Genomic DNA, 21,480 nt, shown 5'->3' with positions numbered 1-21,480 from the left:
ATAGTTCGGTTACGAACTGTATTATAATATACATTTTTTTTATTGTAAAGAGATAATGATAAAGAAAAGAAGAAAAAACAGAAGAATTTTTCTCCTGTTTTTAGATTATCATTTTTTAAACTGTCACCTTAGCAGTTTGTCCATCTGGTCCTGGTGTTTCATTCAAATATTGAGCGATTTTTTCTCTTGTTTCCTGATTGCTGACAACACAGGCAGAAACTTTTGATGCGTCTCCTTCAACCAAAGCAGTCGCAAAACCAGAACATCCAGGATAACCACAACCACCACAATTAGCACCCGGTAACATTTCTGTTACATCATTGATACGATTGTCTTCTTCTACACGTAAGTATTTATCAGCAACACCTAAGACACATCCAAGTACAGCACCAACGACAAGCAAGGCTAAAATAGCACTAATCTGCATTTTTAACTTCCTCCTTATGATGAGCACTATGATGAGAACATGCAATATTATTGCAGCCTACACATTCACTCATATCTTCACATCCCTCCGGTTTTGGAGTATGTTTATTTAATAAATATGTTCCAATAAAGATGGCGATTAAAATAACCAGCCATAAAATTGCCCAGATTGTCATTAAACAAGACCTGCAATTCCGGCAATAACACATGCCATAATACCAGCAGTAATTAATGCAATTGGTGTTCCTTTAAAGCTTTCTGGAACGTTTGCGATTTCTAGTCTTTCACGAATTGTTGCAAAAACATAAATAACAATTGTAAAACCAATAGGAACAGCAAGTCCAGCTACCATTGCTTCAATCAATGTATATCCGGCACTGATATTATCTAATGCAACCCCTAATACAGCACAGTTTGTTGTAATTAATGGTAAATAAACACCCATTGATTTATAAATTTCTGGACTTGTTTTCTTTAAGAACATTTCAACAAATTGTACTAAAGATGCAATAACCAAGATAAATGTAATCAAATCCAAATAAGTAATTCCTAATGGAGTTAATACATGATAATACAATAAATATGTGATAATAGATGCTAAAAAGATAACAAATGTTACAGCATATCCCATATTTAACGCATTTTTAGGTTTCTTAGAAACACCTAATAATGGACAAATAGCATAAAATTTGCTTAATACAACGTTATTAACAAACGTTAATCCTATAAATAAACTCACTAATTCCATAAACTATTTGACCTCCGCTTTCTTTGCTTTATTTGCTTTTCTCACTTTTAAGAATTGAATAAATGCAAGAATTGTTCCTAAAGTCATGAATGCTCCAGCAGGTTGAGTAAACAAGCTAATTGCATAATCACTAAAGAAACTGAACTGGAAAATAATCTGACTTGCATCAAATGGATTATATAAAGATAAACCACCAGTTCCAATCAATTCTCTAAAGAATGAAATAATCAATACAGCAAATGTATATCCTAGACCCATTCCTAAAGCATCTAAAATAGAATCTACAACACCATTTTTAGAAGCAAAGCTTTCTGCTCTCCCTAAAATAATACAGTTAACAACAATCAAAGGAATGAAAACACCCAATGATTCATATAAAGCAGGTGTATAAGCATTCATTAACATTTGCACACATTTCACAAGTGTTGCAATAATGACAATAAACACAGGAATTCTAATTTCATTAGGAATGATTTTTCTCAGTAATGAAATAATAAAGTTACTCATCAACAAAACACAAATAACAGCCATTCCCATACCAATTGCATTTGTTAATGACGTTGTAATTGCTAGGGATGAACATAGACCTAACAATAAAACAAAGATTGGATTTTCAGCAAATAATCCTTTTTTAAATACATCAAATTTTTTCATCTATGTCCCCTCCTTATTTAAAATTTTCATTATAGTGCTGTGTTGCCTGTTCAATTCCTTCAATAACAGCTGTTGAAGAAAAAGTTGCACCAGAAATTGTATCAATAGAATCACCAATATTCTTTCCAACAACACTATTAATAAATGATTCACCAGTAATCTGATCACCAATACCTGGTGTTTCACTACTACAATCAAGAATCTGTAATCCTTTATAAGTTCCATCTTTATCTAATGCAATTAAAGTTTTGACTTCGCCACCATATCCTTGAGCAGCAGTTTCATAAATATATCCTACAGGACTTCCACCTTTATCTGCTTCATAAACAGCAGATAATGCATCATAATCAGATAATGAAACATCTAAAGCCTTAAATTCTTCACCACTTGTATAAATCTTTACTAAATTTTCCTTTACACTGGCAATTTTCTGTTCTTGAATAATGGGATCAGTCATGCCATTGACAAATGATAAAGCTCCTCCAGCTAAACCAGCAACAATTGCAAGGAAAACAGTTAATTTTAAAATCTTTTTCATCTTATTTCCCTCCTATTTTGTTTGATCAATGGCTTCTTGAATCGCATTGACAATTCCAGTTGTTGTGACTGTCGCACCAGTAGATGTATCAATTCCAGACACGTCATCCCAGCTTGTTTCACCATTTAAAACATCATCATGGAATGCTTTTGCTTTATCATTCAAGCTTCCACCACTTCCAGATTCAATTAAATCTTTACCAAATCCAGCTGTTTCTCCAGGATATTCAACAACTTCAACCTTTGTCACAGTTTGTTTGGCTTTATCAACAGAAACCTTAACAGTCATTGGGTTGGCATCTCCACCAAATCCTTTTGCAGTTAAAGTATATGTATAAGTATCACCATCTACAACTGGAGCTTTTTGAGCTTGTTCAATTGCTCCTTTAATCGCATTGACAATACCTTTTGTTGTCATTGTTGCTCCTGTAGATGTATCAATTCCATCTACATCACTTGTAGAAAGACTTCCATTTAAAACTTGATCATAGAATGTTTTCGCTTTGTCATTTAAACTTCCACCACTTCCAGATTCAATTAAGTCTTTACCAAATCCAGCTGTTTCTCCAGGATATTCAAGCACTTTTACAGATTCAACTGTTTCTCCATCAATCTTAACAGCGACTTTCATTGGATTAGCTTCTCCACCAAATCCACTGACCTGCATCACATATCCATCATCAGTTGTTTCAAGATATGTCCATTGTACTTTATTGGCTTCTTCTTCAGCCTTTTTCTTTTCTTCTTCCTCTTTTGCTTTTTGAGCTTCAATAGCTTCCTGCTCAGCTGCAGCAACATCATTTTTGATACCAGTACTAATACCAAATACACATGCAATCGCAACTACTAAGCTAATACCAATAGATGCCCATTGTTTTCCAATATTTTGATCCGTTCTACCTAAAACAAATGAATCAATTAATGGTGTTAACATATTCATCATTAAGATTGAGAATAATACACCTTCAGGATAATTCGCTTTTAAACGAATAATCATTGTTAAAAATCCTAAACAGATACCATAAATAATTTTTCCAAGTGGACTCGAAGGTGATGTCACCGGATCAGTTGCCATAAAGACAGCACCAAACATAGCTCCACCTAAACAGAAATGAATCAATGGATAAGTGATTGGATCTAATCCATTTACTAATGCAAAAACTTCACTTAAAACTAAGATTGTTCCCATATATGCTACAGGAATTCTGGCATCGAAAACCCTTCTGGCAGCAAGAACAATACCTAAAATTAAAATCAATACAATACAAGTTTCACCTAATGCTCCAGCATGATTTCCTGTAAATAAATCCATCAAAGTATAAGAGAAAGTATCTCCCCCTAACCAAGATGTTCCAGATAACATCGTAATAGGTGTTGCTTTTGTAGCCATATCAATTCCATTAACAGTATCAGGAATATTGGCAACAAGCTGTGCCCCAAAAGCCAAATGAACAACAACACGTCCGACTAAAGCAGGGTTAAAGATATTGTGTCCAAAACCACCATATACAAGTTTTCCAAAGAAAATTGCAATAAATGAACCAATAGCTGTCACATATAATGGTGTTCCAGCAGGTAATGTTAATGTAAAGATAATTGCTGTGACCCATGCAAAACTATTTTTCAAATATGTTAAGGCATTTTCTTTATGAATCAATGCCCAGACAACTTCTGTTGCTAAAGCAACAACAATAGAAACAACATACATCAAAGCAACATGAATTAATGGATCATTTGTTGTATAGTTATAGTAATAATAATATAAAGAATAACCAACAAGCACCAATAAAGCAATCGTTAATTCTCTCATAATACGATGTGTAGAGAGTTTTTGACGATAATTTGGTGATGTTCTTTGTAAAGTAATCTTCATCCGTTTTCAGCCTCCCCCTACGCATTCTTTTTTCTTTGTGCCAGTTGCATACGACGTTTTGCCTTAGCAACCATATCTGTCACTTCAATCTTACTTGGACAGATGTATGTACACATACCGCATTCTACACAACGACCAGTATCTAATTTTTCAATCAATTCTACATTTGCTGCCTTTTCTGCTTGCATAATACGTACTGGCTGTAAATGCATTGGGCAGTGTAATGTACATTCACCACATTTTAAACATGGTAATGGTTGAATATTTTCTTTTTTCATAACAGTGATAGCATTGTTATGAGAATAAATCACAAAAGTATCATTCATAACTGATTTTCCCATCATTGGTCCACCACCAACTAAGAAACCATCACAGTCATCATCAATATATCCACCAATTTTTTCAACAATATAATTGACAGGTGTTCCAATCGCAACATCTACATTCTGTGGATTCTTTAATCCATTACCAGAAAATGTCACAACACGGCGAGTAATCGCTTCACCATTACGAATTCCTTTAGAAAGAGCAATGGCTGTTGATGAGTTATTGACAATGACACCAATTTCAGCTGGTAAACGATCATATTCTTTTTTAAAGACAGTACGTACCAGAACTCTTTCCCATCCCATTGGATAACGATCAGGCACTTCACGTGGTTCGATGTTATCATAATTCTTAGCTTCTTCAACTAACAATTCCATCAAATCAGGTTTGTGTTCTTTAATCGCAATAATTGCTTTTTTAGCACCAGCTGCTTTGATCATATAATGTGCTCCATCAAACAAAGCTTTAATATCTCTTTTCATCGCCACATGGTCACTTGTTAAGAATGGTTCACATTCTACACCATTAATCAAAATTGTTTCAATATTCTGAACATTTTCATATTTCATATATGTTGGAAATCCTGAACCACCTAATCCAACGATTCCCAATTCCTTAATGGCTTTAATCACATCTTCCTGACTCATATGATCAGGATCAGCAACTTCATATGCTTTTACTCTTTCATCTTTATGATCATTTTCAATCACAATATGATTTTGTAAACGCTTTGAAGCATGCATACGTTTTTCTATTCCCTTCACTGTTCCAGAAACTGGAGAATAAATTGGAACATACATACTCTTACGTGTCGCTAATTTTGTTCCAATACAGACATGATCTCCTTCTTTGACATGAACATCAAAATCTGTTGCAACTCCTAAAACAAGGGGAACATAAATAACGTCAGGTGTATCGATAGTCAAAATAGGTTTATCTTTAGTTAAGCCTTTTTGTCCATCTAATTTGACTTTTCCTTTTCCAGATAAAATAGACATTATATCCCTCCATATCTTTAAAATACTCATATAGTATAGCATTTTTTTATACGTTTGAAAATAGAATTGTCGTTGATGTTCACAAAATGTTCACAAAAAAAGTTCCTCTTTTGAGAAACTATTTTCGAACTAAACTCACAATTGTATCAAATTTGGCAGAATATGGATATGTATCTAATGGAATCATCTTGTCAATTCGATAATATTTATCCAATTCCTCTAAATCTTTTGCTAAAGCAGAAGGATGATCGCTGACATAGATAATATGTTTAACTTTCGATAATATAAAACTTTGCTTCATCGCATCACTTAATTGAGAAGTTCTTACAATGACTTCATCAAAATGTTGTTTTTTACATTGATGAATAACAGCTTCATGAACATCTTGACAAATCCATTGAACATGTGTCTTTCCTAAAAACTTCGCATTATCTTTTGCATCTTTGATGTGATAATTCTTTTCATCCACAGCAACAATATTCTGTTTTAATGAAAGTTCTAATAAACCTATCCCACAATTTAAAGATAAAATCTTTGAATCATCATCCAATAAGGAACGTATCAACTCCAGTTTTCTTTTCTCCATTTCTGGGTAAACTGGAAATTCAGATTTAACAGAATAAAGATATTTTTGACCAAAACATTCAAAAGGTAGATAAGATTGACCATAAACCTTTTTATAACCCTGCATTTCAAATTGCTGATAACGTGTTGTATTGATTGTATACCAGACACTTTTGACTTGAGGTATTTGACTGACAGCTTCAATCACTTCTGGTTTCAAACCATCCTGCCCCGTCACAAATAAAACTTGTAATTGTCCATCAATATGACGGATACGCATAAAACGCAATCCCTTTTTCACTTTATCATTGTAATCTCTCACTTGATGAAGATGTAAAATATCTTCAATTTGTTGAATACTTGTATTGATTGTCTGATCTTGCATGGCACATTCATTCATTAAAGTTAAATACTTTGTTTCACGTTGAAAAATACCAGCATAAATCTTTCCTTTAAAGTAAGTCATAGGCAATGATACAACTTGACGATAATGTTGTGTCAAGGGTGCTTTTATAGTCTTTTGAATAGGTAAGTGCTCAACATCAAAATGAGTATATTTTTTTAAAGCATCTTTTAATAAACCTTTTTTAAAATTCAAATGTTGACTATAGTCTAATGTTGTTAAAGCACAACCTTGACAATTTTTATATTCCTTACAAAAGGATGGTTGACGATACTTTGATTTTTCAATGTATTTCTTAACTACGCCTTTTAAAAATTGACGTGTTTCCTGTACAATCTCCACATCAACAATTTCACCTGGCAAAGCATCTTGAATAAAACATATTTTCTTATGTATATATCCAATTCCTTCCCCATTAATTCCCAATTTCTTTATTTCTACTCTTTCTTTTCTCATCAGAGATCCTCCTGAAATATAATATATTTGTGATATACATGCCAACATAGAAAAACTCGGCAGTCCAGTTAAAAACAAACAAAACAATGACAATGGAAGCTAAAGGTCCATATACAGATTGATAATCCGCAATCTGAAGATAAAAACTTAACGCATAGTACAAAATCAATAATAAGACACTAGCAATCAATGCTCCTTGAAAAGCATCACTATAATGAATTTTCATTCTGGGTACAATCATATAAATGCCAGTTAAACAAAAACAGATTAAAACATATAACAAAATATGACGGATTCCTGCATAGGAATATAAAAAGTTAAAAATATAAGCTAACGGTCCAATCGCAGTAATCGCAATAACTCCAATCAACAACAATAATAAATAAATAGTGATCTTAATCGTATAAACATAAAACCCTAAGATACTTTCTTCAGTTTCAGGTTGATACATACGTTTACTGATTTCATAAATATTGCCAATACCTCTTGAAACTGTATAGATAGATACCAGAATTGTCACTAAGGCAACTGTATTAAAAGAACGTGATTCCAATATTTCAATCAACATCTGTGCATATTCCTTAACAACAAACTGCTCTATAATATTTTGGAGTACAGTCATATCAATATTAAAAAGTGATGTTCCTATCGCAATTAATGTAAAAGCCGGAATTAACAACAACAATAAATAAAATGATAATGCGGCAGCAGCATATGGTGGTATAGCAGTGCGATAGTCATCATATATAATTGTACAGCGCTCATAGAATTCTCTCATTTGATCCTCCACCAATAAGAAAGGAAAAACATTAATCCTGCTTTTCCTCTCCTTTCTTTTCCTCATCTTCTAAAATCTTTTTTAAATGCAACAATACAATCCTATTTTTATCAATTTCTTTTATTGTCATTTCAACATTATCAATTATAATCGTCTGATTCATTTCAGGACTTCCATTACATTGTCCCAAAACCAGTCCACCTATTGATTCAAAATCTTCTGAATCAAAATTTGTTTCACAGACATCATTAACTTCATCAATATTTAAACTTCCATCAATCAAAAATTCACCATGACCTAAATCCACAATAGACTGTTCAAACTCATCATATTCATCATCAATTTCTCCAACAATTTCTTCTACAATATCTTCTAAAGTCACAATACCACTCATCACTCCATATTCATCTAAAACAACAGCCAGAGAAATATGATCTTTACGCATAGCTTCAAAAACATCTGAAATTTGATTAAATTCATAAACAAAATATGTATCACGCATGATTTTTGTTACATCGAAATCAATGCGATTAATATCATATAAAAATAAATCTTTAATATAAAGAACCCCTATAATTTCATCATATGAATCATTATGAACCGGCATTCTGGAAAATTGTGATTCTCTAAAAGACGCAATGACTTCATCATAAGTTGTATCTGAAGAAATACTTTCCACATGAATTCTTGGAGTCATAACTTCCTTAATTTCAGTATCACCAAATTCAAAAACATTATGAATCATTTCTTTTTCTTCATCTTCCAATACCCCTTCTTCATGTGATACTGTCACAATCGTTTTTAAATCTTCTTCTGTCATGGTTGGACCTTTATTGGCATCGCCCCCAAACAAACGAACAAAAAAGCCAGAAACAACATTTAAAACAGCGACTACAGGAGTAAAAATAATAATAATCAACTTAATAAAACGACATACTCCAAATGCAATAGATTCTGCATTTTGCGTTGCTAAAGATTTAGGTGTAATTTCACCAAAAATCAAAATAACCAATGTGACAACCCCAGTTGCTATAGCAACACCGGTTCCATCATTTCCCAGTAAACTAATCACAAAAGACGTTGTCAATGAAGAAGCCGCAATATTAACCAGATTATTTCCAACCAGTACTGAACTTAATAAACGTGTCTGATTTTCTAATAATGATTGAATAAGAATGGCTTTCTTATTATTTTCTTCTGCCAATGTTTTTACTCTTATTTTATTAATAGACATAAATGCTGTTTCACTCATTGAAAAAAGAGCAGATAAAGATATAAGCACAATAAAAGCAAAAATCATAGCTATCTGACTCGAGTCCATTTTCTAACATATCTCCTTTTTATCACATAAATTTCCTAAATATTACTATAAAATAATCAAATTGTCAAACTTCCCTTTTGTCCCTATCAATCTTTATTATTTTTCTTTTGCATGAAGTTCATCCATTCTTGATGTTGTTTTTTTCTTTGCACAAGAAACAAAATAGGAAAAACAATACTACTACTTGCAATAATCCCTAAAAATGACATAATCAATGTCTGATTAATGATTTCCATATGCACATTCACACTCCACGTTTTTTATTATAACAAAAAAAGTACACCTATGATAGATGTACTGAATAATTTATTATAATAATGATTGATATAAAGCTTTGATTTCTTCAACACTTGTATCACGAGGATTTCCTGGACAACATGCATCAGCCAATGCACTTTCGCTTAAGAAATCCAAATCTTCAGCTTTCACAATATCTTTTAAATCAGCTGGAATACCAACATCTTTAGATAATTGTTTGACTGCATCAATTGCAGCTTGACGATATTCATCTTGATTCATACCTGTTGTATCAACACCCATAGCCTGAGCAATATCTTTATATTTTTCTCCAGTATATGGTGCATTGTATTCCATAACTGTAGGTAAAATAATCGCATTAGCCACACCATGAGGTGTATCATATAATGCTCCTAGAGGATGAGCCATACTGTGAACCAAACCTAAACCAACATTAGAGAATCCCATACCAGCAATATATTGACCTAAAGCCATACCTTCTCTACCTTCTGGTGTATTTTCAACAGCCCCTCTTAAGTTTTTCGCAATGATTTCAATTGCTTTTAAATGGAACATATCACTCATTTCCCATGCCCCTTTAGTGATATATCCTTCAATCGCATGAGTTAAAGCATCCATACCTGTTGCAGCAGTTAAACCTTTAGGCATTGAAGCCATCATATCTGGATCAACAAATGCAACAACTGGGATATCATGAACATCGACACATACCATTTTTCTATCTTTTTGTGCATCAGTAATAACATAGTTGATAGTGACTTCAGCAGCTGTACCAGCAGTTGTAGGAACGGCAAAGATTGGTGTACAAGGATTTTTCGTATCAGCCACACCTTCCAAACTTCTGACATCTGAAAATTCTGGATTACGATCAATAATACCAATCGCTTTTGCTGTATCCATTGATGATCCACCACCAATAGCAATAATATAATCAGCTTTTGCATTATGCAATGCTTCTACACCATGTTGTACATTTTCAATTGTTGGATTGGCTTTAATATCTGAATAGATTTCATAAACTAATCCTGCTTCATCTAATAAATCCGTTACTTTTTTTGTCACTCCAAATTGAATTAAGTCTGGATCAGAACAAACCAATGCTTTTTGAAAACCTCTTGCTTTTGCTTCAGTAACAATTTCATTGATTGCTCCTTTTCCATGATAACTTGTTTCATTTAATACAAATCTGTTTGCCATTTTTATTACATCTCCTTTTTGAACTGTCTTTATTTTAGCATTCTTGTGAAAATAAAAACAAGTGACAAATTCCCCTATCTGTCACATTTTATATCTTTCTCATTTTATCATTCATAAAAGCAAATGGAAAGTTAGCTTGACATACAAGATTACTCTGCTATAATAAAAGTATGGAAAGTTTGCTTTCCATAGAAAAGAGGAATATTTTGAAAAACAGATTAGAAGAATTACGAAAACAAAAAGGTATCAAGCAAGAAGATTTAGCTGCAGCACTAGAAGTATCTCGTCAGACAATAGGCTCGTTAGAAAACGGACGATACAACCCCTCTATTCTCTTAGCTTTTAAAATTGCAAGATATTTCAACATGCATATTGAAGATATCTTTATCTATGAGGAGGAACAAAAATGAAATATGAAGAACTGTTATCTCAAGAAGAAAGAAATGAACTCAAAAATATAACAATAGAGAAAAAAAGACAAAAGAAACATAAGGTTAGATCATTTAGCTAAAGCCAGAGCTTACGAATTGATGATGTGGCTTTATACTATATCTATCACTTTACTTGCTTTCTTTCATATTATAAGTTTAATAGCCTTTTTTATCTTGCTTGGTGTTTTTATTATTTGTCAAATATATTTTATCCTAAGACTATGGCTATACCATAAACACTTTTGAATAGTATAAATATTCTAGAAATATTTATAAAAAGGAAGGAAGATACAAATGAAAAATAAATATCAAATTTGGTACATTGGTTATATCATTTCAATATTATTAATTCTTATTATTCTATTAACGGATTTTCCTCAAATGGTTGACATTGGACTCGCTGTATTGTTTAGTGTTATTTTTAGCGTTTCTCATGTTCAAATATTACACAACAAGATGATGAAAAATGATAATGATTATAAAATCAATGTCATGGACGAACGTCATATCATGATCAAAGAAAAAACAGGAAATATCACAAATATGGTTAATACCACATTATTAGCTTTCGCAACCATTATATTTATTTGTCTTGATTACATCATTCCAGCCATTATAACTGGTCTAATCATCACAATTCAGCCCTTTATACTCATTACTATCAGCACAATGCTTGAAAAAAAGTTATAGGAATCATATAAAAAAGAAAGCTCATCCAAACAATCTGTTTGATGTGAGCTTTTTTCAATATCTCATTAAAGATCAGATAAAAGTTGTTCTAATTGAGGTGGCAAAGCCGCAATTAATAAATCTGCCATGTCTTCCGGTGTCTTCTTCATTCCAGATACTGCCCATTGCACTGTCATTGTAATAGAACCATGACAATACATTTCTAATAAGAACATGATGTCATCAGGAATTGGTCCTATTTTTTTACGAATGATATTTTGATAAAACTCTAAAATACATTGATAATCATAATTTTCAATATTATTATAATCTTTTGATTGAAAAGCCTGTATAAAAAAGATTTTATCATTCAACAAAAAAGTAAATTTCTTGATTAATCCTTCCCGTAAAGTTGAAGAATTACCAATCTGACGAAATGACTTATCTGCCAGTTTTTCAAAATACCAGTTAACCAGATCATATTTATCTTTAAAATAACGATAGAAAGTCTGCCTTGTCATGCCACTATGTTTCACAATATCAGTGACTGTCATTTTATCTAATGATTGTTTCGCCATTAAATCTTTAATACTTTGTGCAAACAAATAACGTGTTGAATCGTGTTCATTCATGTATTCCACCTCTATTTTTATTATAAAAGAAACAGTTCATCTAAACAAGCCCAAACATTCACACAATATTCTTATTGTCATATGACTTGAAATTTGTTAGAATATGTGCATTAGGAGGCATCAAAATATGAATTTTATTAAAAAGTTTGCTAAAGAAATCAGTGTCTTTGGACTCGTACTGTTGATATTCTTAGGACTCTTTATATACCGTCAGGCAACATTTAAAGATTATAAAACCATATCTGAAAGTCGATTAACTCAAATGATGAAAGATCAAGAAGATTTTGTTGTTGTTTTAGGTGATTCTACTGACTCAACAATGATGAGCTATCAGGAAATCATGACAACTTATACAACAAAAAATCGTTCAACACCTTTCTATTATTTAGATACATCTGAAATGAAAGATATTGATAACTATGTAGAAAAAACATTTGATACAAATGTCAGTTATCCTACAACTTTTGTCATTAAAGATGGAAAGGTAGCTGCTAAAAAAGAAGGTTATAATCAATATTATTCTTTATATGATTTCATCAAAGAAAATTTCAAATAAAAAATCCCAACTTGGGATTTTTTTACTTTTGATAAATTCTTTCAACACGTTCACTGACCAAACAAACGATTTCATAAGGAATCGTTGATAATTCCTTAGCCATACGTGCTAAAGATATATGTTCACCAAAGATTTCCACACGATCATGCAAATGAACATTTTCATCAACTTTAACCATCATCTGATCCATACAGATTCTTCCAACAATTGGATAATAATGCCCTGCAATATAGACTTGTCTACCTTGATTCGCACGAATCAATCCATCAGCGTATCCAATTGGCAATGTCGCAATATATTCATCTTCTAAAGCAGTATAAGTATGTCCATAACCAATACGTTCACCTTTTTTGACTTTTTTAATCATGGCTACACGAGTATATAAAGACATCACCTGTTTTAATTCGTCACATTCTTCACCTGATGGATCAATCCCATACATCGCAATACCAATGCGTCCTAAATTAGAGCGTTCGTCATGATGATACATCATGGCAGCTGAATTTTGACAATGAATATATCGAAATTTATGACTTCCAATAACATCATAGAACATTTCAATTTGATGATGATAAGCTTCTTTTTGTAAAGGATCATCAGCTGTCGCAAAATGTGTAAAAACACCATCTACCTGAAAAATAGAATTTTGACAATGAGATAAAATATCTTCAAATTCCTTTTTTGATTTAATACCTATACGATTCATTCCCGTATCAATCTTAATATGCACTTTCACTGGTTGATGGTGATGATATAATCTTTGAATTTCATCCATATAATCTTTTGAAAACAAAGATAATGTAATATCATAACGAATAACCAAATCCAAATCTTCAATAGGAATTGCTCCTAAAACAAGGATATCTTGTTGAATCCCAATATTTCTTAAATCAATAGCTTCTTTCAATGTAGCTACACCAAACATTGAAATATGTGGATTATCTTTTAAAACATTTGCAACCTGTTGATAACCATGTCCATAAGCATTAGCCTTAATGATAGCCATGAATGGTTTATGAACTTTTTGATATAATGTTTCAACATTATCTTGTATATAATCTAAATGAATACAGGCATAAGTATCACGATAATGTGTCACATTTCCACCCCTTTTCAATGCTTTAGTATAATCCATCATCTCTTTTTTTTCAAGAAAAAATAGGGTTTTCCCCTATTTCACCTGTGATGACTGCATACTTGATAAAACAGCTAATTTTTCTTGTGTTGTTAAATCATTGGAATAAAGTGAACAAACAACTCCCGAAGAAATGTATGTCATCTGTTGATCATTTTCAAAAGCAACACCATCAATCATATCAATCATATGTCCATCAATGGTTTCAGTTTGAAAATCATCATCATTTTTTGATGTTTTTTCAATAATTGTAAAAGATTTATCACCTGTAAATTTTAAGATGTGATTGATTTCATCATCAATTGTTGAAACTTTTTCATTTTCCAGTGTAGACCCCATCAAAGAAACTGGATAAAGTGGTAAAGAAGCTGCCACACTATCAGGATATTGTGTTTTAGCCGTTTTCATAATATTCTGTTGTAAAAAATCATCCTTTTTCATCTCTTGATTCATTTCAAATGAAGTTACTTCTACCTTAATCACTTCAACCCCATCCTGATCAAAGACACTAATATAAACAGGTTTCAAATCTTTATCAAATTTAACTTCCTGACTTTTTACACGCTCATCATTTTCATAAGTCATGGCCCCTTGCACCAAATAACCATCTTTCACTTTTTCTGATGAATTGTCTTTTAAAAATGTAATTAAAGACTGATAGATGTAAGGCTTTGGTGAATTATCAGGCCATTCACTTTGAAATTGAAATGCTTGATTTAATGAGGGTGTTAAAACAAAAACACCTTCATCATTTCTGACAATGACTTGTGACTGATTTAAGGATTTATCATAAAGTTCAACCTTATAATAATGTTTTTCATCAATGTGTGCATAAGTAGATGTGACTTGATATGATTTTAATTCATCATTTTCTAACATTTCCATATTTCCAATCAATTGATAGCTTTGACACTTACTGGCTTCTTTAATTAAATCATCAAGTGATGATGACTTAAAGAAAAATATCCCAGTACCTACAACAATCACCGCAACAACAATGATGATTGTTAAAATGACTTTTTTATTCATAATTCTTCCTCCTCATCACATTTTATGATGTGACTATTTTTTTATGAATAAAGTTGAAAGTCTTGGTTATAATATCATTAGGAGGATAGATAAATGAATATGATACAGAAAATTGCTTTAGTTTTTACCATTATTGGTGCAATCAACTGGGGACTCATAGGCCTCTTTAATTTTAATTTAGTGGAAGCTATTTTTGGCGATGCCCTTTTAAGTGCCATTATTTATATGATTGTTGGTATTGCTGGTATTATTAATATTATGTTATTATTTACTGATTTAGATCAGTAAAAAAAGACTGTAACGAACAAATAGCCTTATGACTTTTTATTCGTTCAGTCTTTTTTATTGAAAATCACTCACTTGTCCAGTTTTTAAAGCAATTTTTTTACGATTTTTGACTAACGATAACATCGGTAAATCTGATGTAGAATCAGAATAAGCAATAGAATGTTCAAAATCTATTTCCATGTTCTTTGATTTTAAATAATTGAGGATACGTGGAACTTTTTCTTGACCTTTACAGTTTAAACCAACTATCTGACTTGTACCATGTTTTGTTTTTGTGCCTAACAAAACATCACAAGGTAATTGCTGATATTGCATATAAGCTTCACATGAAGCTGTACATATAATCACAACATATCCCTGATGTTTTTCCTGCTCCATTTGTTTAACTATATGTGAATAATAACTAGGGACAACTTCCTGTTGATAGAATGTCTTGAGCTGTGCATCCGTCATATAATCTAAAGGAAATAATAGAGCTGATTTGGCTTTTTCAAAACTGACCACATGAAGTAAATATAATCCATAGTAGAAAGCAACCTTAAAGAAACAAAAACAATGAATGGGATGCTTTTTTAAATCATATTTTAACAAACGGACAATCGAATCACCAGAAGCAATCGTATTATCAAAATCATACAGAGCAACACGCTGCAGCATTAAGCAATCTCCAATGCGATTTCCATCATTGTTGTAAAAGTTTGTTCTCTTTCTTTAGCTGTTGTTTCTTCTTGTGTCACTAAAGAATCAGAAACAGTCAGCAATGTAAGAGATTTTTTTCCCAAATATGCTGCTGTCGCAAACAAAGCATAAGATTCCATTTCAACACCTAAACAACCCATAGATGCCCATTTCTTACCAGAATCTTGATCTGCATGATAGAAAATATCTGAAGCAATCACATTTCCAACATGATATGTCGCATTTTTCAACTTAGCCTGTTCAACAGCTTTTTCTAATAAATCATAGGAACTAATCGCTGAATAAGTTCCAGGCAGTTCAAACTGATGCGCAAAATTACTATCCGTACAAGACCCCTGTACAATAATAATATCTCTTAAATGAACATCTTTTTGTAAAGACCCACATGAACCAATACGAATAATGGCTTCTACATCATATTGTGTAAAAAGTTCATGTGAATAAATACCAATAGATGGCTGCCCCATCCCTGAACCCATAATAGATACTTGTTTACCATGATAATATCCTGTATATCCAAACATATTTCTCACAGCATTAAATTGATGAACATCTTCCAAATAATGTTCTGCTAAAAATTTTGCACGTAAAGGATCTCCAGGCATTAAGACTGTTTTTGCAATTTCTCCTTTTTGTGCTTGATTATGTGGTGTTGACATCAAAATCATCCTCCTTCGTGAAATGTCTGACCTTCTTTAAAAAAATATACTTCATGATTACCAACTGATAATTCTTCACCTGCTAAAGCTTGTTGAACCATTGTTAAAAACATCTGATCTTCTCCCATTTGATAGCCAACCAAAGCAAAATAACCATCTAAAACAATAAATGGAACACTTCCCGATTGATCATTAACAACATAATCTTCTAATAAATGACATGTTTTCGCATAAGCTTCTAATGAAGATTCTTCATCAATATCCATTTGAATAATATCCATTTGATTTCCATATGCTGCTTCTAATTCAGGAATCACAACTTGTATAAATGAACGACAATGTGGACATGTTTTCGCATAATAAACATACAGATAATATTGTGGATGTCTTTGACAGCCACTGAGAAAAATAAAAAATACAAGTAATAACTTTTTCATTAATGATTGAAATAAGAAAAACGTAATCCACTTAACTCATCACTTAAAGCCTTTCCTTCAACAGCCTTTTGAATATCGTCAACAATATATGTTTCATCACCTGAAGTATATCCTACTTTTGCAAAATATCCTTCTATTGCATACATCGGTCCCATCCCATAAAGGGACTGGTCAAATTGATATAACTGCTTAATCACATCTTCATAAACAGCTTGTGTTGTGTCATCGTCTAAATCATATTGTTGAATTGTCAAAGAATCACCAAATGTTTCTTCAAGATAAGGAATCGCTGTTTCCTTAAATGATTGACATTCTGAGCATGTTTCAATATAAAAATAAAGCATTGTGACAGGTTGAGATAATGTTATTTTTTGAATGGATGTTTTGTCATTTTGACATCCCCATAATAACATCATTGATAATATAAATAATATTTTCTTTTTCATTCTTTTCTCCTTCATCTTGTATTATAAACTATTCCTTAAAGATTGTATACTATCGAATAAAAACTTTTCATTAATTTTGTTGCAAAAAAATAATTTTAATAATATAATAATGTTAAGGAGGAGGATATGAATGAACTTTGAATGGTCAACAAATGATATAGCAACTATGACTGTTACCATTTATGAAACAAACTTAACTTTAAATAAAGCAGCATGTGTTCATTTTGAAGACGTCAATTATGTGCTTTTAGGGATTGATAGAGAAGCAAGGCAAATTGGTATTAAGCCTGTAACAAAGCAGGAAATTGATGAAAATATTTACCCAAAGAGTCAATTGCATCGTATTTCACTTGGAAAAAGTTATGGAAGAATTTCTAACAAATCATTTGTATTAGACCTCAGTGAAGAATTTGGTTTAGATTTTTCAAAACAACAGTGTTATAAGTTAAAGGCAACTTATGATATTGTTCATACTATGATGATTATTCAATTATAATTGAAAGGAGAATGCGAACCATGTCAACAACACTTATTTGGACAATTGTTCTTGTCATTGCAGTGATTGTAGAAGCCATAACAATTGATCTGGTCAGTATCTGGTTTGGAATTGGGGCTATCGGTGCTTTGATTTGTGATTTTTTAGGCATTCATGAAGTAGTTCAGGTCATTGTATTTGCAGCTATTTCCATCATCTGTATTCTCGTTACCAGACCTCTGGCTAAAAAATATTTAAGAGGAAACACAGTCAAAACAAATTTGGATAGAATAATTGGAAAACACTGTCTTGTGACAGAAGTCATCACGGCCGATCAAAAAGGTGAAGTCAAAGTGATGGGAAATCTTTGGGCAGCTACAAGCCTCAATAATGTGACAATTCCAGCAGGTGAATATGCTGAAGTTGTGTCTATTGAAGGTTCTCATGTCGTTGTGAAAAAATTAGATAAAGGAGAGGATATTTCATGTTAGATAGTATTTTTAATTATTTATGGATTATTTTACTATTAATATTGATTGTTGTAATTATTGCCAAAACAATTCGTATCATACCTCAATCTTATGCTTACGTTGTAGAAAGAATTGGGGCTTATAATCGTACTTGTACAGTAGGATTGCATATTATGATTCCATTATTAGATCGTATTGCTAATAAAGTGTCTTTAAAAGAACAGGTTCTGGATTTTGCACCACAACCTGTTATTACAAAAGACAATGTCACAATGCAAATTGATACTGTTGTCTATTTTCAAATTACTGATCCTAAACTATTTACTTATGGTGTTGTCAGACCATTAAATGCTATTGAAACACTGACTGCTACAACTTTACGTAATATTATTGGTGATCTAGAACTTGATGAAACATTAACTTCAAGAGATATCATTAATTCAAGAATGCGTTCTATCTTAGATGAAGCGACTGATCCTTGGGGTATTAAAATTCATCGTGTTGAAGTGAAAAACATCATTCCACCACGTGATATTCAAGAAGCTATGGAAAAACAAATGCGTGCTGAACGTGAAAGACGTGAAGCTATCTTACAGGCTGAAGGTAAAAAGACAGCGGCTATCTTGACTGCTGAAGGTAAAAAGGAATCTATGATTCTTGAAGCAACAGCTGAAAAAGAAGCACAAATTGCACGTGCTGAAGGGGAAGCTGAAGCCTTAAGACTTGTTTATGAAGCACAGGCAAAAGGTATTGAATATATTAATAGTTCTCAACCTCAACAGGCATATATTACATTAGAAGGATTTAAAGCATTAGAAAACTTAGCAAAAGGTGAATCAACAAAGATTATTATTCCAACTGATTTACAAGGAATGGCAGGAGCTGTAACATCAATTGCTGAAATTGTAAAAGATCCTAAAAAGCAATAAAAGCAGGTCAATCGACCTGCTTTTATTTTGCCTTTTGAAAAATAAAACAAACTCCTACTTCTTGATTCACAGCTGAAACATTATAACCAAACATCGAAGCAATCTTGCTGACAATGGACAATCCTAAACCAAACTGTCCTTTCACGCCTTTGACATAAGGATCAAATAAATAAGGTAAAGTGGCTTCATCAATCGCTTCTCCATCGTTATAGATTTCCAAATAATCTTCCTTTAAAGTAATCTTAATCAATGTTTTCGCATAACGTGAAGCATTCTCAATAATATTTTCAATGGCTACACGCCAATGTTCCTCATCACCAACAAAAGTCACATCTTCCAGTTCTGTTTCCAGTCTTATCTCCGGCTTTAATAAATCCATCTGTAAAACAATCTTTTCTATTAATTCTTTAATCGCAAAAGTTTCCAGTTGATTATCTTCACCCTGTAAGTAATCTAAACGATTGAGATACAAAAATGATTTGACTTTATGTTCTAAACGATCAGCATTTTCCAATATGACATCAATCGAACTATCTTTGTCACCATAAGGATAGACATCATCTTTAATACTTTGAGCATATGTTTGAATCAAAGCAATCGGTGTTTTTAAATCATGAGAAATATTATGTATCATTTCTTCTTTAATACTTTCCTGTTTATCCAGATCATCTTTCATCGCAACCAATGCTTTAAACACAATACCAATCTCATCTTCACGTTGAATATTCAATTCACTCTCTTTATGATCTTTGATATTATCAATATAATTTTTAATCTTTTTAAGTGGACTAATCAATGATAAAACCCACAAAATCATAACCAGTGCCAAAACAATAAAGAAACCATATTGAATATAAATAATCTGATTACGTAAAGATGTGACTAATGATAAAGAATATTCGCTATCCACTAATGAAATCAAATATTGAGATGTATCATTAATATGCGTAATCATATAATAATACGTATTACCATTATATTGTCCTTTATTTTTAATGACGCTTTGATGGGTTTGAACAGCCTTAAACAAATCTTCTTTAAAAAGATAAGAATAAAAATTATAAACAACTTGATGACTACTAATATTTGTTTCTGTAAATGTATTTTCATCACTTTCATAAATAATATGATAAACTTCTTTTTCTTGTTTATAAGGAATAATATTACTATAAATAATTGAAGTCTGTGATATAGTTAAACGTTCATACATTTGTTTATCGACAATCGAAGATAAGTTATAATCAACAACTGGCATCATCACAGCAACCATCAATATAGCCATCGCACACAAAACAACAATCAGTTGCTGGACAAGAGATAATTTTTTAAAAAAGGATAAACGTTCTTTTATTTTTTCCATACTAATCTAATCGATATCCAAAGCCATAGATTGTTTTAATATTTAAATCAGGCATCTTTTTTCTTAAACGACGTAATGTATCATCAACAACACGATCACTACCAAAATAGTTTTCATCCCAGACTTTAGATAAAACCTGATCACGTGAAATAGCCAGACCTTTATTTTTGATAAAATAAAGTAATAAATCATATTCTTTTGTTGTTAATTCTATTTCATGATTTTGATATAAAACTTTTCTTTTTTCTTCATCCACAGCATAACCATCAATATTAATCAATGCTGGATCATCCTTATAAACACGCTTTAAAACATTATGTATTCTTAAAATCAACTCTTTAATATTAAATGGTTTTGTAATATATTCATCACAACCTTTTTCTAAGCCAATAATACGATCAAATTCCTGATCTCTGGCACTCATAAAAACAATCGGCATATCTGGTTTACAGGCTTTGATTTCATTAAGTAAATCAAAACCACTATTTTTATCTAACATAATATCAATAATCCATAAATGAACATCATCATCTTTATGCAAAAAAGCTTCCTCATACGTATAAAAAGAATAAACAATATAACCTTCTTTTTCTAAATAAGTTCTTACAAGATCATTTAAATTTTTTTCATCATCAATAATATTAATACGGTATTTCACAATCCATCACCTCTTATTCATTATATACAAAATATTGCCATATTTCATGGCAATATTTTGTGATAAT

At 31.7% G+C, this 21,480-nt stretch carries 28 protein-coding genes; 7 read left to right on the top strand and 21 right to left on the bottom strand.

Annotated elements, in window-relative coordinates:
* Positions 1 to 115 precede the first annotated feature (115 nt).
* The 12 genes from ACGHJ8_RS05820 to fucO all read right to left on the bottom strand — a co-directional run bounded on the left by ACGHJ8_RS05820 (position 116) and on the right by fucO (position 10,540).
* Positions 116 to 427: an RnfABCDGE type electron transport complex subunit B gene (locus tag ACGHJ8_RS05820; protein WP_087357400.1), complete on the bottom strand. Its 312-nt coding sequence runs from the start codon at positions 425 to 427 to the stop codon at positions 116 to 118.
* Positions 417 to 602, bottom strand: a complete 186-nt coding sequence (locus ACGHJ8_RS05815; RefSeq protein WP_087357401.1) for a hypothetical protein — start codon at positions 600 to 602, stop codon at positions 417 to 419. Before ACGHJ8_RS05815 ends, ACGHJ8_RS05820 begins: the two co-directional genes overlap by 11 nt.
* A complete protein-coding gene (locus ACGHJ8_RS05810) occupies positions 602 to 1,174 on the bottom strand; it encodes an electron transport complex protein RnfA (protein ID WP_390542199.1) in 573 nt (190 codons plus the stop codon). The genes ACGHJ8_RS05815 and ACGHJ8_RS05810 overlap by 1 nt, the downstream gene beginning before the upstream one ends.
* 3 nt (positions 1,175 to 1,177) lie before the next feature.
* Entirely contained in the window at positions 1,178 to 1,828 is a 651-nt protein-coding gene (gene rsxE, locus ACGHJ8_RS05805; RefSeq protein WP_087357403.1) for an electron transport complex subunit RsxE, read from the bottom strand.
* Positions 1,829 to 1,841: 13 nt separating this feature from the next.
* Entirely contained in the window at positions 1,842 to 2,366 is a 525-nt protein-coding gene (locus ACGHJ8_RS05800) for an FMN-binding protein (RefSeq protein ID WP_087357404.1), read from the bottom strand.
* Between the two features lie 12 nt (positions 2,367 to 2,378).
* Positions 2,379 to 4,238, bottom strand: a complete 1,860-nt coding sequence (locus ACGHJ8_RS05795; protein ID WP_211964853.1) for an RnfABCDGE type electron transport complex subunit D — start codon at positions 4,236 to 4,238, stop codon at positions 2,379 to 2,381.
* A 17-nt stretch (positions 4,239 to 4,255) separates the two neighbouring features.
* Positions 4,256 to 5,563: an RnfABCDGE type electron transport complex subunit C gene (locus ACGHJ8_RS05790; RefSeq protein ID WP_087357406.1), complete on the bottom strand. Its 1,308-nt coding sequence runs from the start codon at positions 5,561 to 5,563 to the stop codon at positions 4,256 to 4,258.
* 118 nt (positions 5,564 to 5,681) lie between these two features.
* Positions 5,682 to 6,986, bottom strand: a complete 1,305-nt coding sequence (rlmD, locus tag ACGHJ8_RS05785) for a 23S rRNA (uracil(1939)-C(5))-methyltransferase RlmD (protein WP_211964855.1) — start codon at positions 6,984 to 6,986, stop codon at positions 5,682 to 5,684.
* Positions 6,946 to 7,764, bottom strand: coding sequence for a YihY/virulence factor BrkB family protein (locus ACGHJ8_RS05780; RefSeq protein WP_087357408.1), 819 nt, complete (start codon positions 7,762 to 7,764; stop codon positions 6,946 to 6,948). Before ACGHJ8_RS05780 ends, rlmD begins: the two co-directional genes overlap by 41 nt.
* A 31-nt stretch (positions 7,765 to 7,795) precedes the next feature.
* On the bottom strand, positions 7,796 to 9,085 hold the full coding sequence (locus ACGHJ8_RS05775; RefSeq protein WP_390542195.1) for a hemolysin family protein: 1,290 nt from the start codon (positions 9,083 to 9,085) through the stop codon (positions 7,796 to 7,798).
* An 86-nt stretch (positions 9,086 to 9,171) separates the two neighbouring features.
* Entirely contained in the window at positions 9,172 to 9,321 is a 150-nt protein-coding gene (locus ACGHJ8_RS05770) for a hypothetical protein (RefSeq protein WP_164483532.1), read from the bottom strand.
* Positions 9,322 to 9,394: 73 nt separating this feature from the next.
* The gene (gene fucO, locus ACGHJ8_RS05765; protein WP_087357410.1) at positions 9,395 to 10,540 is read right to left on the bottom strand and encodes a lactaldehyde reductase; all 1,146 of its coding nucleotides are present in this window, start codon (positions 10,538 to 10,540) and stop codon (positions 9,395 to 9,397) included.
* A 206-nt stretch (positions 10,541 to 10,746) separates the two neighbouring features.
* Between fucO and ACGHJ8_RS05760 the strand changes: the two genes are divergently transcribed.
* Complete coding sequence (locus tag ACGHJ8_RS05760) at positions 10,747 to 10,950, top strand: helix-turn-helix transcriptional regulator (protein ID WP_087357411.1); 204 nt, start codon at positions 10,747 to 10,749, stop codon at positions 10,948 to 10,950.
* A 315-nt stretch (positions 10,951 to 11,265) separates the two neighbouring features.
* On the top strand, positions 11,266 to 11,661 hold the full coding sequence (locus ACGHJ8_RS05755) for a hypothetical protein (RefSeq protein ID WP_087357412.1): 396 nt from the start codon (positions 11,266 to 11,268) through the stop codon (positions 11,659 to 11,661).
* Between the two features lie 65 nt (positions 11,662 to 11,726).
* Here ACGHJ8_RS05755 and ACGHJ8_RS05750 read toward each other — a convergent pair whose 3' ends face one another.
* Positions 11,727 to 12,272, bottom strand: a complete 546-nt coding sequence (locus ACGHJ8_RS05750; protein ID WP_087357413.1) for a TetR/AcrR family transcriptional regulator C-terminal domain-containing protein — start codon at positions 12,270 to 12,272, stop codon at positions 11,727 to 11,729.
* 127 nt (positions 12,273 to 12,399) lie between these two features.
* On the opposite strand from ACGHJ8_RS05750, the gene ACGHJ8_RS05745 reads away from it, so the two are divergent.
* On the top strand, positions 12,400 to 12,828 hold the full coding sequence (locus ACGHJ8_RS05745; protein WP_211964861.1) for a monothiol bacilliredoxin BrxC family protein: 429 nt from the start codon (positions 12,400 to 12,402) through the stop codon (positions 12,826 to 12,828).
* A gap of 22 nt (positions 12,829 to 12,850) precedes the next feature.
* Here the strand turns inward: ACGHJ8_RS05745 and alr are convergent, their stop codons facing one another.
* Positions 12,851 to 13,963 carry an alanine racemase gene (gene alr / locus ACGHJ8_RS05740; protein ID WP_211964863.1) on the bottom strand — a complete coding sequence of 371 codons (1,113 nt, stop codon included), beginning with the start codon at positions 13,961 to 13,963 and terminating at the stop codon, positions 12,851 to 12,853.
* A 36-nt stretch (positions 13,964 to 13,999) separates the two neighbouring features.
* Positions 14,000 to 14,992: a hypothetical protein gene (locus ACGHJ8_RS05735; RefSeq protein ID WP_211964865.1), complete on the bottom strand. Its 993-nt coding sequence runs from the start codon at positions 14,990 to 14,992 to the stop codon at positions 14,000 to 14,002.
* A 93-nt stretch (positions 14,993 to 15,085) separates the two neighbouring features.
* Here ACGHJ8_RS05735 and ACGHJ8_RS05730 point away from each other — a divergent pair, with 93 nt between their 5' ends.
* Positions 15,086 to 15,280 (top strand): DUF378 domain-containing protein, encoded by a 195-nt coding sequence (locus ACGHJ8_RS05730; protein ID WP_087357416.1) that lies wholly within the window; start codon positions 15,086 to 15,088, stop codon positions 15,278 to 15,280.
* A gap of 54 nt (positions 15,281 to 15,334) precedes the next feature.
* On the opposite strand, the gene ACGHJ8_RS05725 is transcribed toward ACGHJ8_RS05730, so the two are convergent.
* Genes ACGHJ8_RS05725 through ACGHJ8_RS05710 form a run of 4 tightly spaced genes read right to left on the bottom strand, consistent with a single transcriptional unit; the run spans position 15,335 to position 17,521 of the window.
* Positions 15,335 to 15,937 (bottom strand): HAD family hydrolase, encoded by a 603-nt coding sequence (locus tag ACGHJ8_RS05725; protein WP_211964867.1) that lies wholly within the window; start codon positions 15,935 to 15,937, stop codon positions 15,335 to 15,337.
* The gene (deoD, locus tag ACGHJ8_RS05720; RefSeq protein WP_390542190.1) at positions 15,937 to 16,638 is read right to left on the bottom strand and encodes a purine-nucleoside phosphorylase; all 702 of its coding nucleotides are present in this window, start codon (positions 16,636 to 16,638) and stop codon (positions 15,937 to 15,939) included. Before deoD ends, ACGHJ8_RS05725 begins: the two co-directional genes overlap by 1 nt.
* Before the next feature lie 5 nt (positions 16,639 to 16,643).
* Complete coding sequence (locus ACGHJ8_RS05715) at positions 16,644 to 17,075, bottom strand: hypothetical protein (RefSeq protein WP_205088932.1); 432 nt, start codon at positions 17,073 to 17,075, stop codon at positions 16,644 to 16,646.
* The gene (locus tag ACGHJ8_RS05710) at positions 17,075 to 17,521 is read right to left on the bottom strand and encodes a hypothetical protein (protein ID WP_205088933.1); all 447 of its coding nucleotides are present in this window, start codon (positions 17,519 to 17,521) and stop codon (positions 17,075 to 17,077) included. Before ACGHJ8_RS05710 ends, ACGHJ8_RS05715 begins: the two co-directional genes overlap by 1 nt.
* A gap of 130 nt (positions 17,522 to 17,651) precedes the next feature.
* Between ACGHJ8_RS05710 and ACGHJ8_RS05705 the strand changes: the two genes are divergently transcribed.
* The 3 genes from ACGHJ8_RS05705 to ACGHJ8_RS05695 are packed head-to-tail and all read left to right on the top strand — an operon-like array spanning position 17,652 to position 19,395.
* Positions 17,652 to 18,017 (top strand): hypothetical protein, encoded by a 366-nt coding sequence (locus ACGHJ8_RS05705; RefSeq protein ID WP_087357421.1) that lies wholly within the window; start codon positions 17,652 to 17,654, stop codon positions 18,015 to 18,017.
* Positions 18,018 to 18,037: 20 nt separating this feature from the next.
* Positions 18,038 to 18,487, top strand: a complete 450-nt coding sequence (locus ACGHJ8_RS05700; RefSeq protein ID WP_087357422.1) for an NfeD family protein — start codon at positions 18,038 to 18,040, stop codon at positions 18,485 to 18,487.
* Entirely contained in the window at positions 18,481 to 19,395 is a 915-nt protein-coding gene (locus tag ACGHJ8_RS05695; RefSeq protein WP_211964875.1) for an SPFH domain-containing protein, read from the top strand. Before ACGHJ8_RS05700 ends, ACGHJ8_RS05695 begins: the two co-directional genes overlap by 7 nt.
* A gap of 22 nt (positions 19,396 to 19,417) precedes the next feature.
* Here the strand turns inward: ACGHJ8_RS05695 and ACGHJ8_RS05690 are convergent, their stop codons facing one another.
* Both ACGHJ8_RS05690 and ACGHJ8_RS05685 read right to left on the bottom strand, forming a co-directional pair.
* A complete protein-coding gene (locus ACGHJ8_RS05690; protein ID WP_211964877.1) occupies positions 19,418 to 20,755 on the bottom strand; it encodes a HAMP domain-containing sensor histidine kinase in 1,338 nt (445 codons plus the stop codon).
* 1 nt (position 20,756) lies between these two features.
* A complete protein-coding gene (locus ACGHJ8_RS05685; protein WP_087358178.1) occupies positions 20,757 to 21,413 on the bottom strand; it encodes a response regulator transcription factor in 657 nt (218 codons plus the stop codon).
* Positions 21,414 to 21,480 lie beyond the last annotated feature (67 nt).

The organism is Massiliimicrobium timonense, assembly GCF_042850985.1.
Taxonomy (GTDB): Bacteria; Bacillota_I; Bacilli_A; order Erysipelotrichales; family Coprobacillaceae; genus Allocoprobacillus.
This window is presented reverse-complemented; position numbering and strand designations above follow the sequence as displayed.

Excerpts from the sequence above, each read along its gene's own strand:
- rlmD (WP_211964855.1), bottom strand. The coding sequence starts at position 6,986 with ATGAGAAAAGAAAGAGTAGAAATAAAGAAATTGGGAATTAATGGGGAA.
- deoD (WP_390542190.1), bottom strand. The coding sequence starts at position 16,638 with ATGTCAACACCACATAATCAAGCACAAAAAGGAGAAATTGCAAAAACA.
- ACGHJ8_RS05735 (WP_211964865.1), bottom strand. The coding sequence starts at position 14,992 with ATGAATAAAAAAGTCATTTTAACAATCATCATTGTTGTTGCGGTGATT.
- alr (WP_211964863.1), bottom strand. The coding sequence starts at position 13,963 with ATGGATTATACTAAAGCATTGAAAAGGGGTGGAAATGTGACACATTAT.
- ACGHJ8_RS05780 (WP_087357408.1), bottom strand. The coding sequence starts at position 7,764 with ATGAGAGAATTCTATGAGCGCTGTACAATTATATATGATGACTATCGC.
- ACGHJ8_RS05795 (WP_211964853.1), bottom strand. The coding sequence starts at position 4,238 with ATGAAGATTACTTTACAAAGAACATCACCAAATTATCGTCAAAAACTC.
- ACGHJ8_RS05790 (WP_087357406.1), bottom strand. The coding sequence starts at position 5,563 with ATGTCTATTTTATCTGGAAAAGGAAAAGTCAAATTAGATGGACAAAAA.
- ACGHJ8_RS05755 (WP_087357412.1), top strand. The coding sequence starts at position 11,266 with ATGAAAAATAAATATCAAATTTGGTACATTGGTTATATCATTTCAATA.
- ACGHJ8_RS05700 (WP_087357422.1), top strand. The coding sequence starts at position 18,038 with ATGTCAACAACACTTATTTGGACAATTGTTCTTGTCATTGCAGTGATT.
- rsxE (WP_087357403.1), bottom strand. The coding sequence starts at position 1,828 with ATGAAAAAATTTGATGTATTTAAAAAAGGATTATTTGCTGAAAATCCA.
- ACGHJ8_RS05800 (WP_087357404.1), bottom strand. The coding sequence starts at position 2,366 with ATGAAAAAGATTTTAAAATTAACTGTTTTCCTTGCAATTGTTGCTGGT.
- ACGHJ8_RS05770 (WP_164483532.1), bottom strand. The coding sequence starts at position 9,321 with ATGGAAATCATTAATCAGACATTGATTATGTCATTTTTAGGGATTATT.
- ACGHJ8_RS05810 (WP_390542199.1), bottom strand. The coding sequence starts at position 1,174 with ATGGAATTAGTGAGTTTATTTATAGGATTAACGTTTGTTAATAACGTT.
- ACGHJ8_RS05750 (WP_087357413.1), bottom strand. The coding sequence starts at position 12,272 with ATGAATGAACACGATTCAACACGTTATTTGTTTGCACAAAGTATTAAA.
- fucO (WP_087357410.1), bottom strand. The coding sequence starts at position 10,540 with ATGGCAAACAGATTTGTATTAAATGAAACAAGTTATCATGGAAAAGGA.
- ACGHJ8_RS05775 (WP_390542195.1), bottom strand. The coding sequence starts at position 9,085 with ATGGACTCGAGTCAGATAGCTATGATTTTTGCTTTTATTGTGCTTATA.
- ACGHJ8_RS05715 (WP_205088932.1), bottom strand. The coding sequence starts at position 17,075 with ATGAAAAAGTTATTACTTGTATTTTTTATTTTTCTCAGTGGCTGTCAA.
- ACGHJ8_RS05690 (WP_211964877.1), bottom strand. The coding sequence starts at position 20,755 with ATGGAAAAAATAAAAGAACGTTTATCCTTTTTTAAAAAATTATCTCTT.
- ACGHJ8_RS05815 (WP_087357401.1), bottom strand. The coding sequence starts at position 602 with ATGACAATCTGGGCAATTTTATGGCTGGTTATTTTAATCGCCATCTTT.
- ACGHJ8_RS05745 (WP_211964861.1), top strand. The coding sequence starts at position 12,400 with ATGAATTTTATTAAAAAGTTTGCTAAAGAAATCAGTGTCTTTGGACTC.
- ACGHJ8_RS05725 (WP_211964867.1), bottom strand. The coding sequence starts at position 15,937 with ATGCTGCAGCGTGTTGCTCTGTATGATTTTGATAATACGATTGCTTCT.
- ACGHJ8_RS05710 (WP_205088933.1), bottom strand. The coding sequence starts at position 17,521 with ATGAAAAAGAAAATATTATTTATATTATCAATGATGTTATTATGGGGA.
- ACGHJ8_RS05705 (WP_087357421.1), top strand. The coding sequence starts at position 17,652 with ATGAACTTTGAATGGTCAACAAATGATATAGCAACTATGACTGTTACC.
- ACGHJ8_RS05730 (WP_087357416.1), top strand. The coding sequence starts at position 15,086 with ATGAATATGATACAGAAAATTGCTTTAGTTTTTACCATTATTGGTGCA.
- ACGHJ8_RS05820 (WP_087357400.1), bottom strand. The coding sequence starts at position 427 with ATGCAGATTAGTGCTATTTTAGCCTTGCTTGTCGTTGGTGCTGTACTT.
- ACGHJ8_RS05695 (WP_211964875.1), top strand. The coding sequence starts at position 18,481 with ATGTTAGATAGTATTTTTAATTATTTATGGATTATTTTACTATTAATA.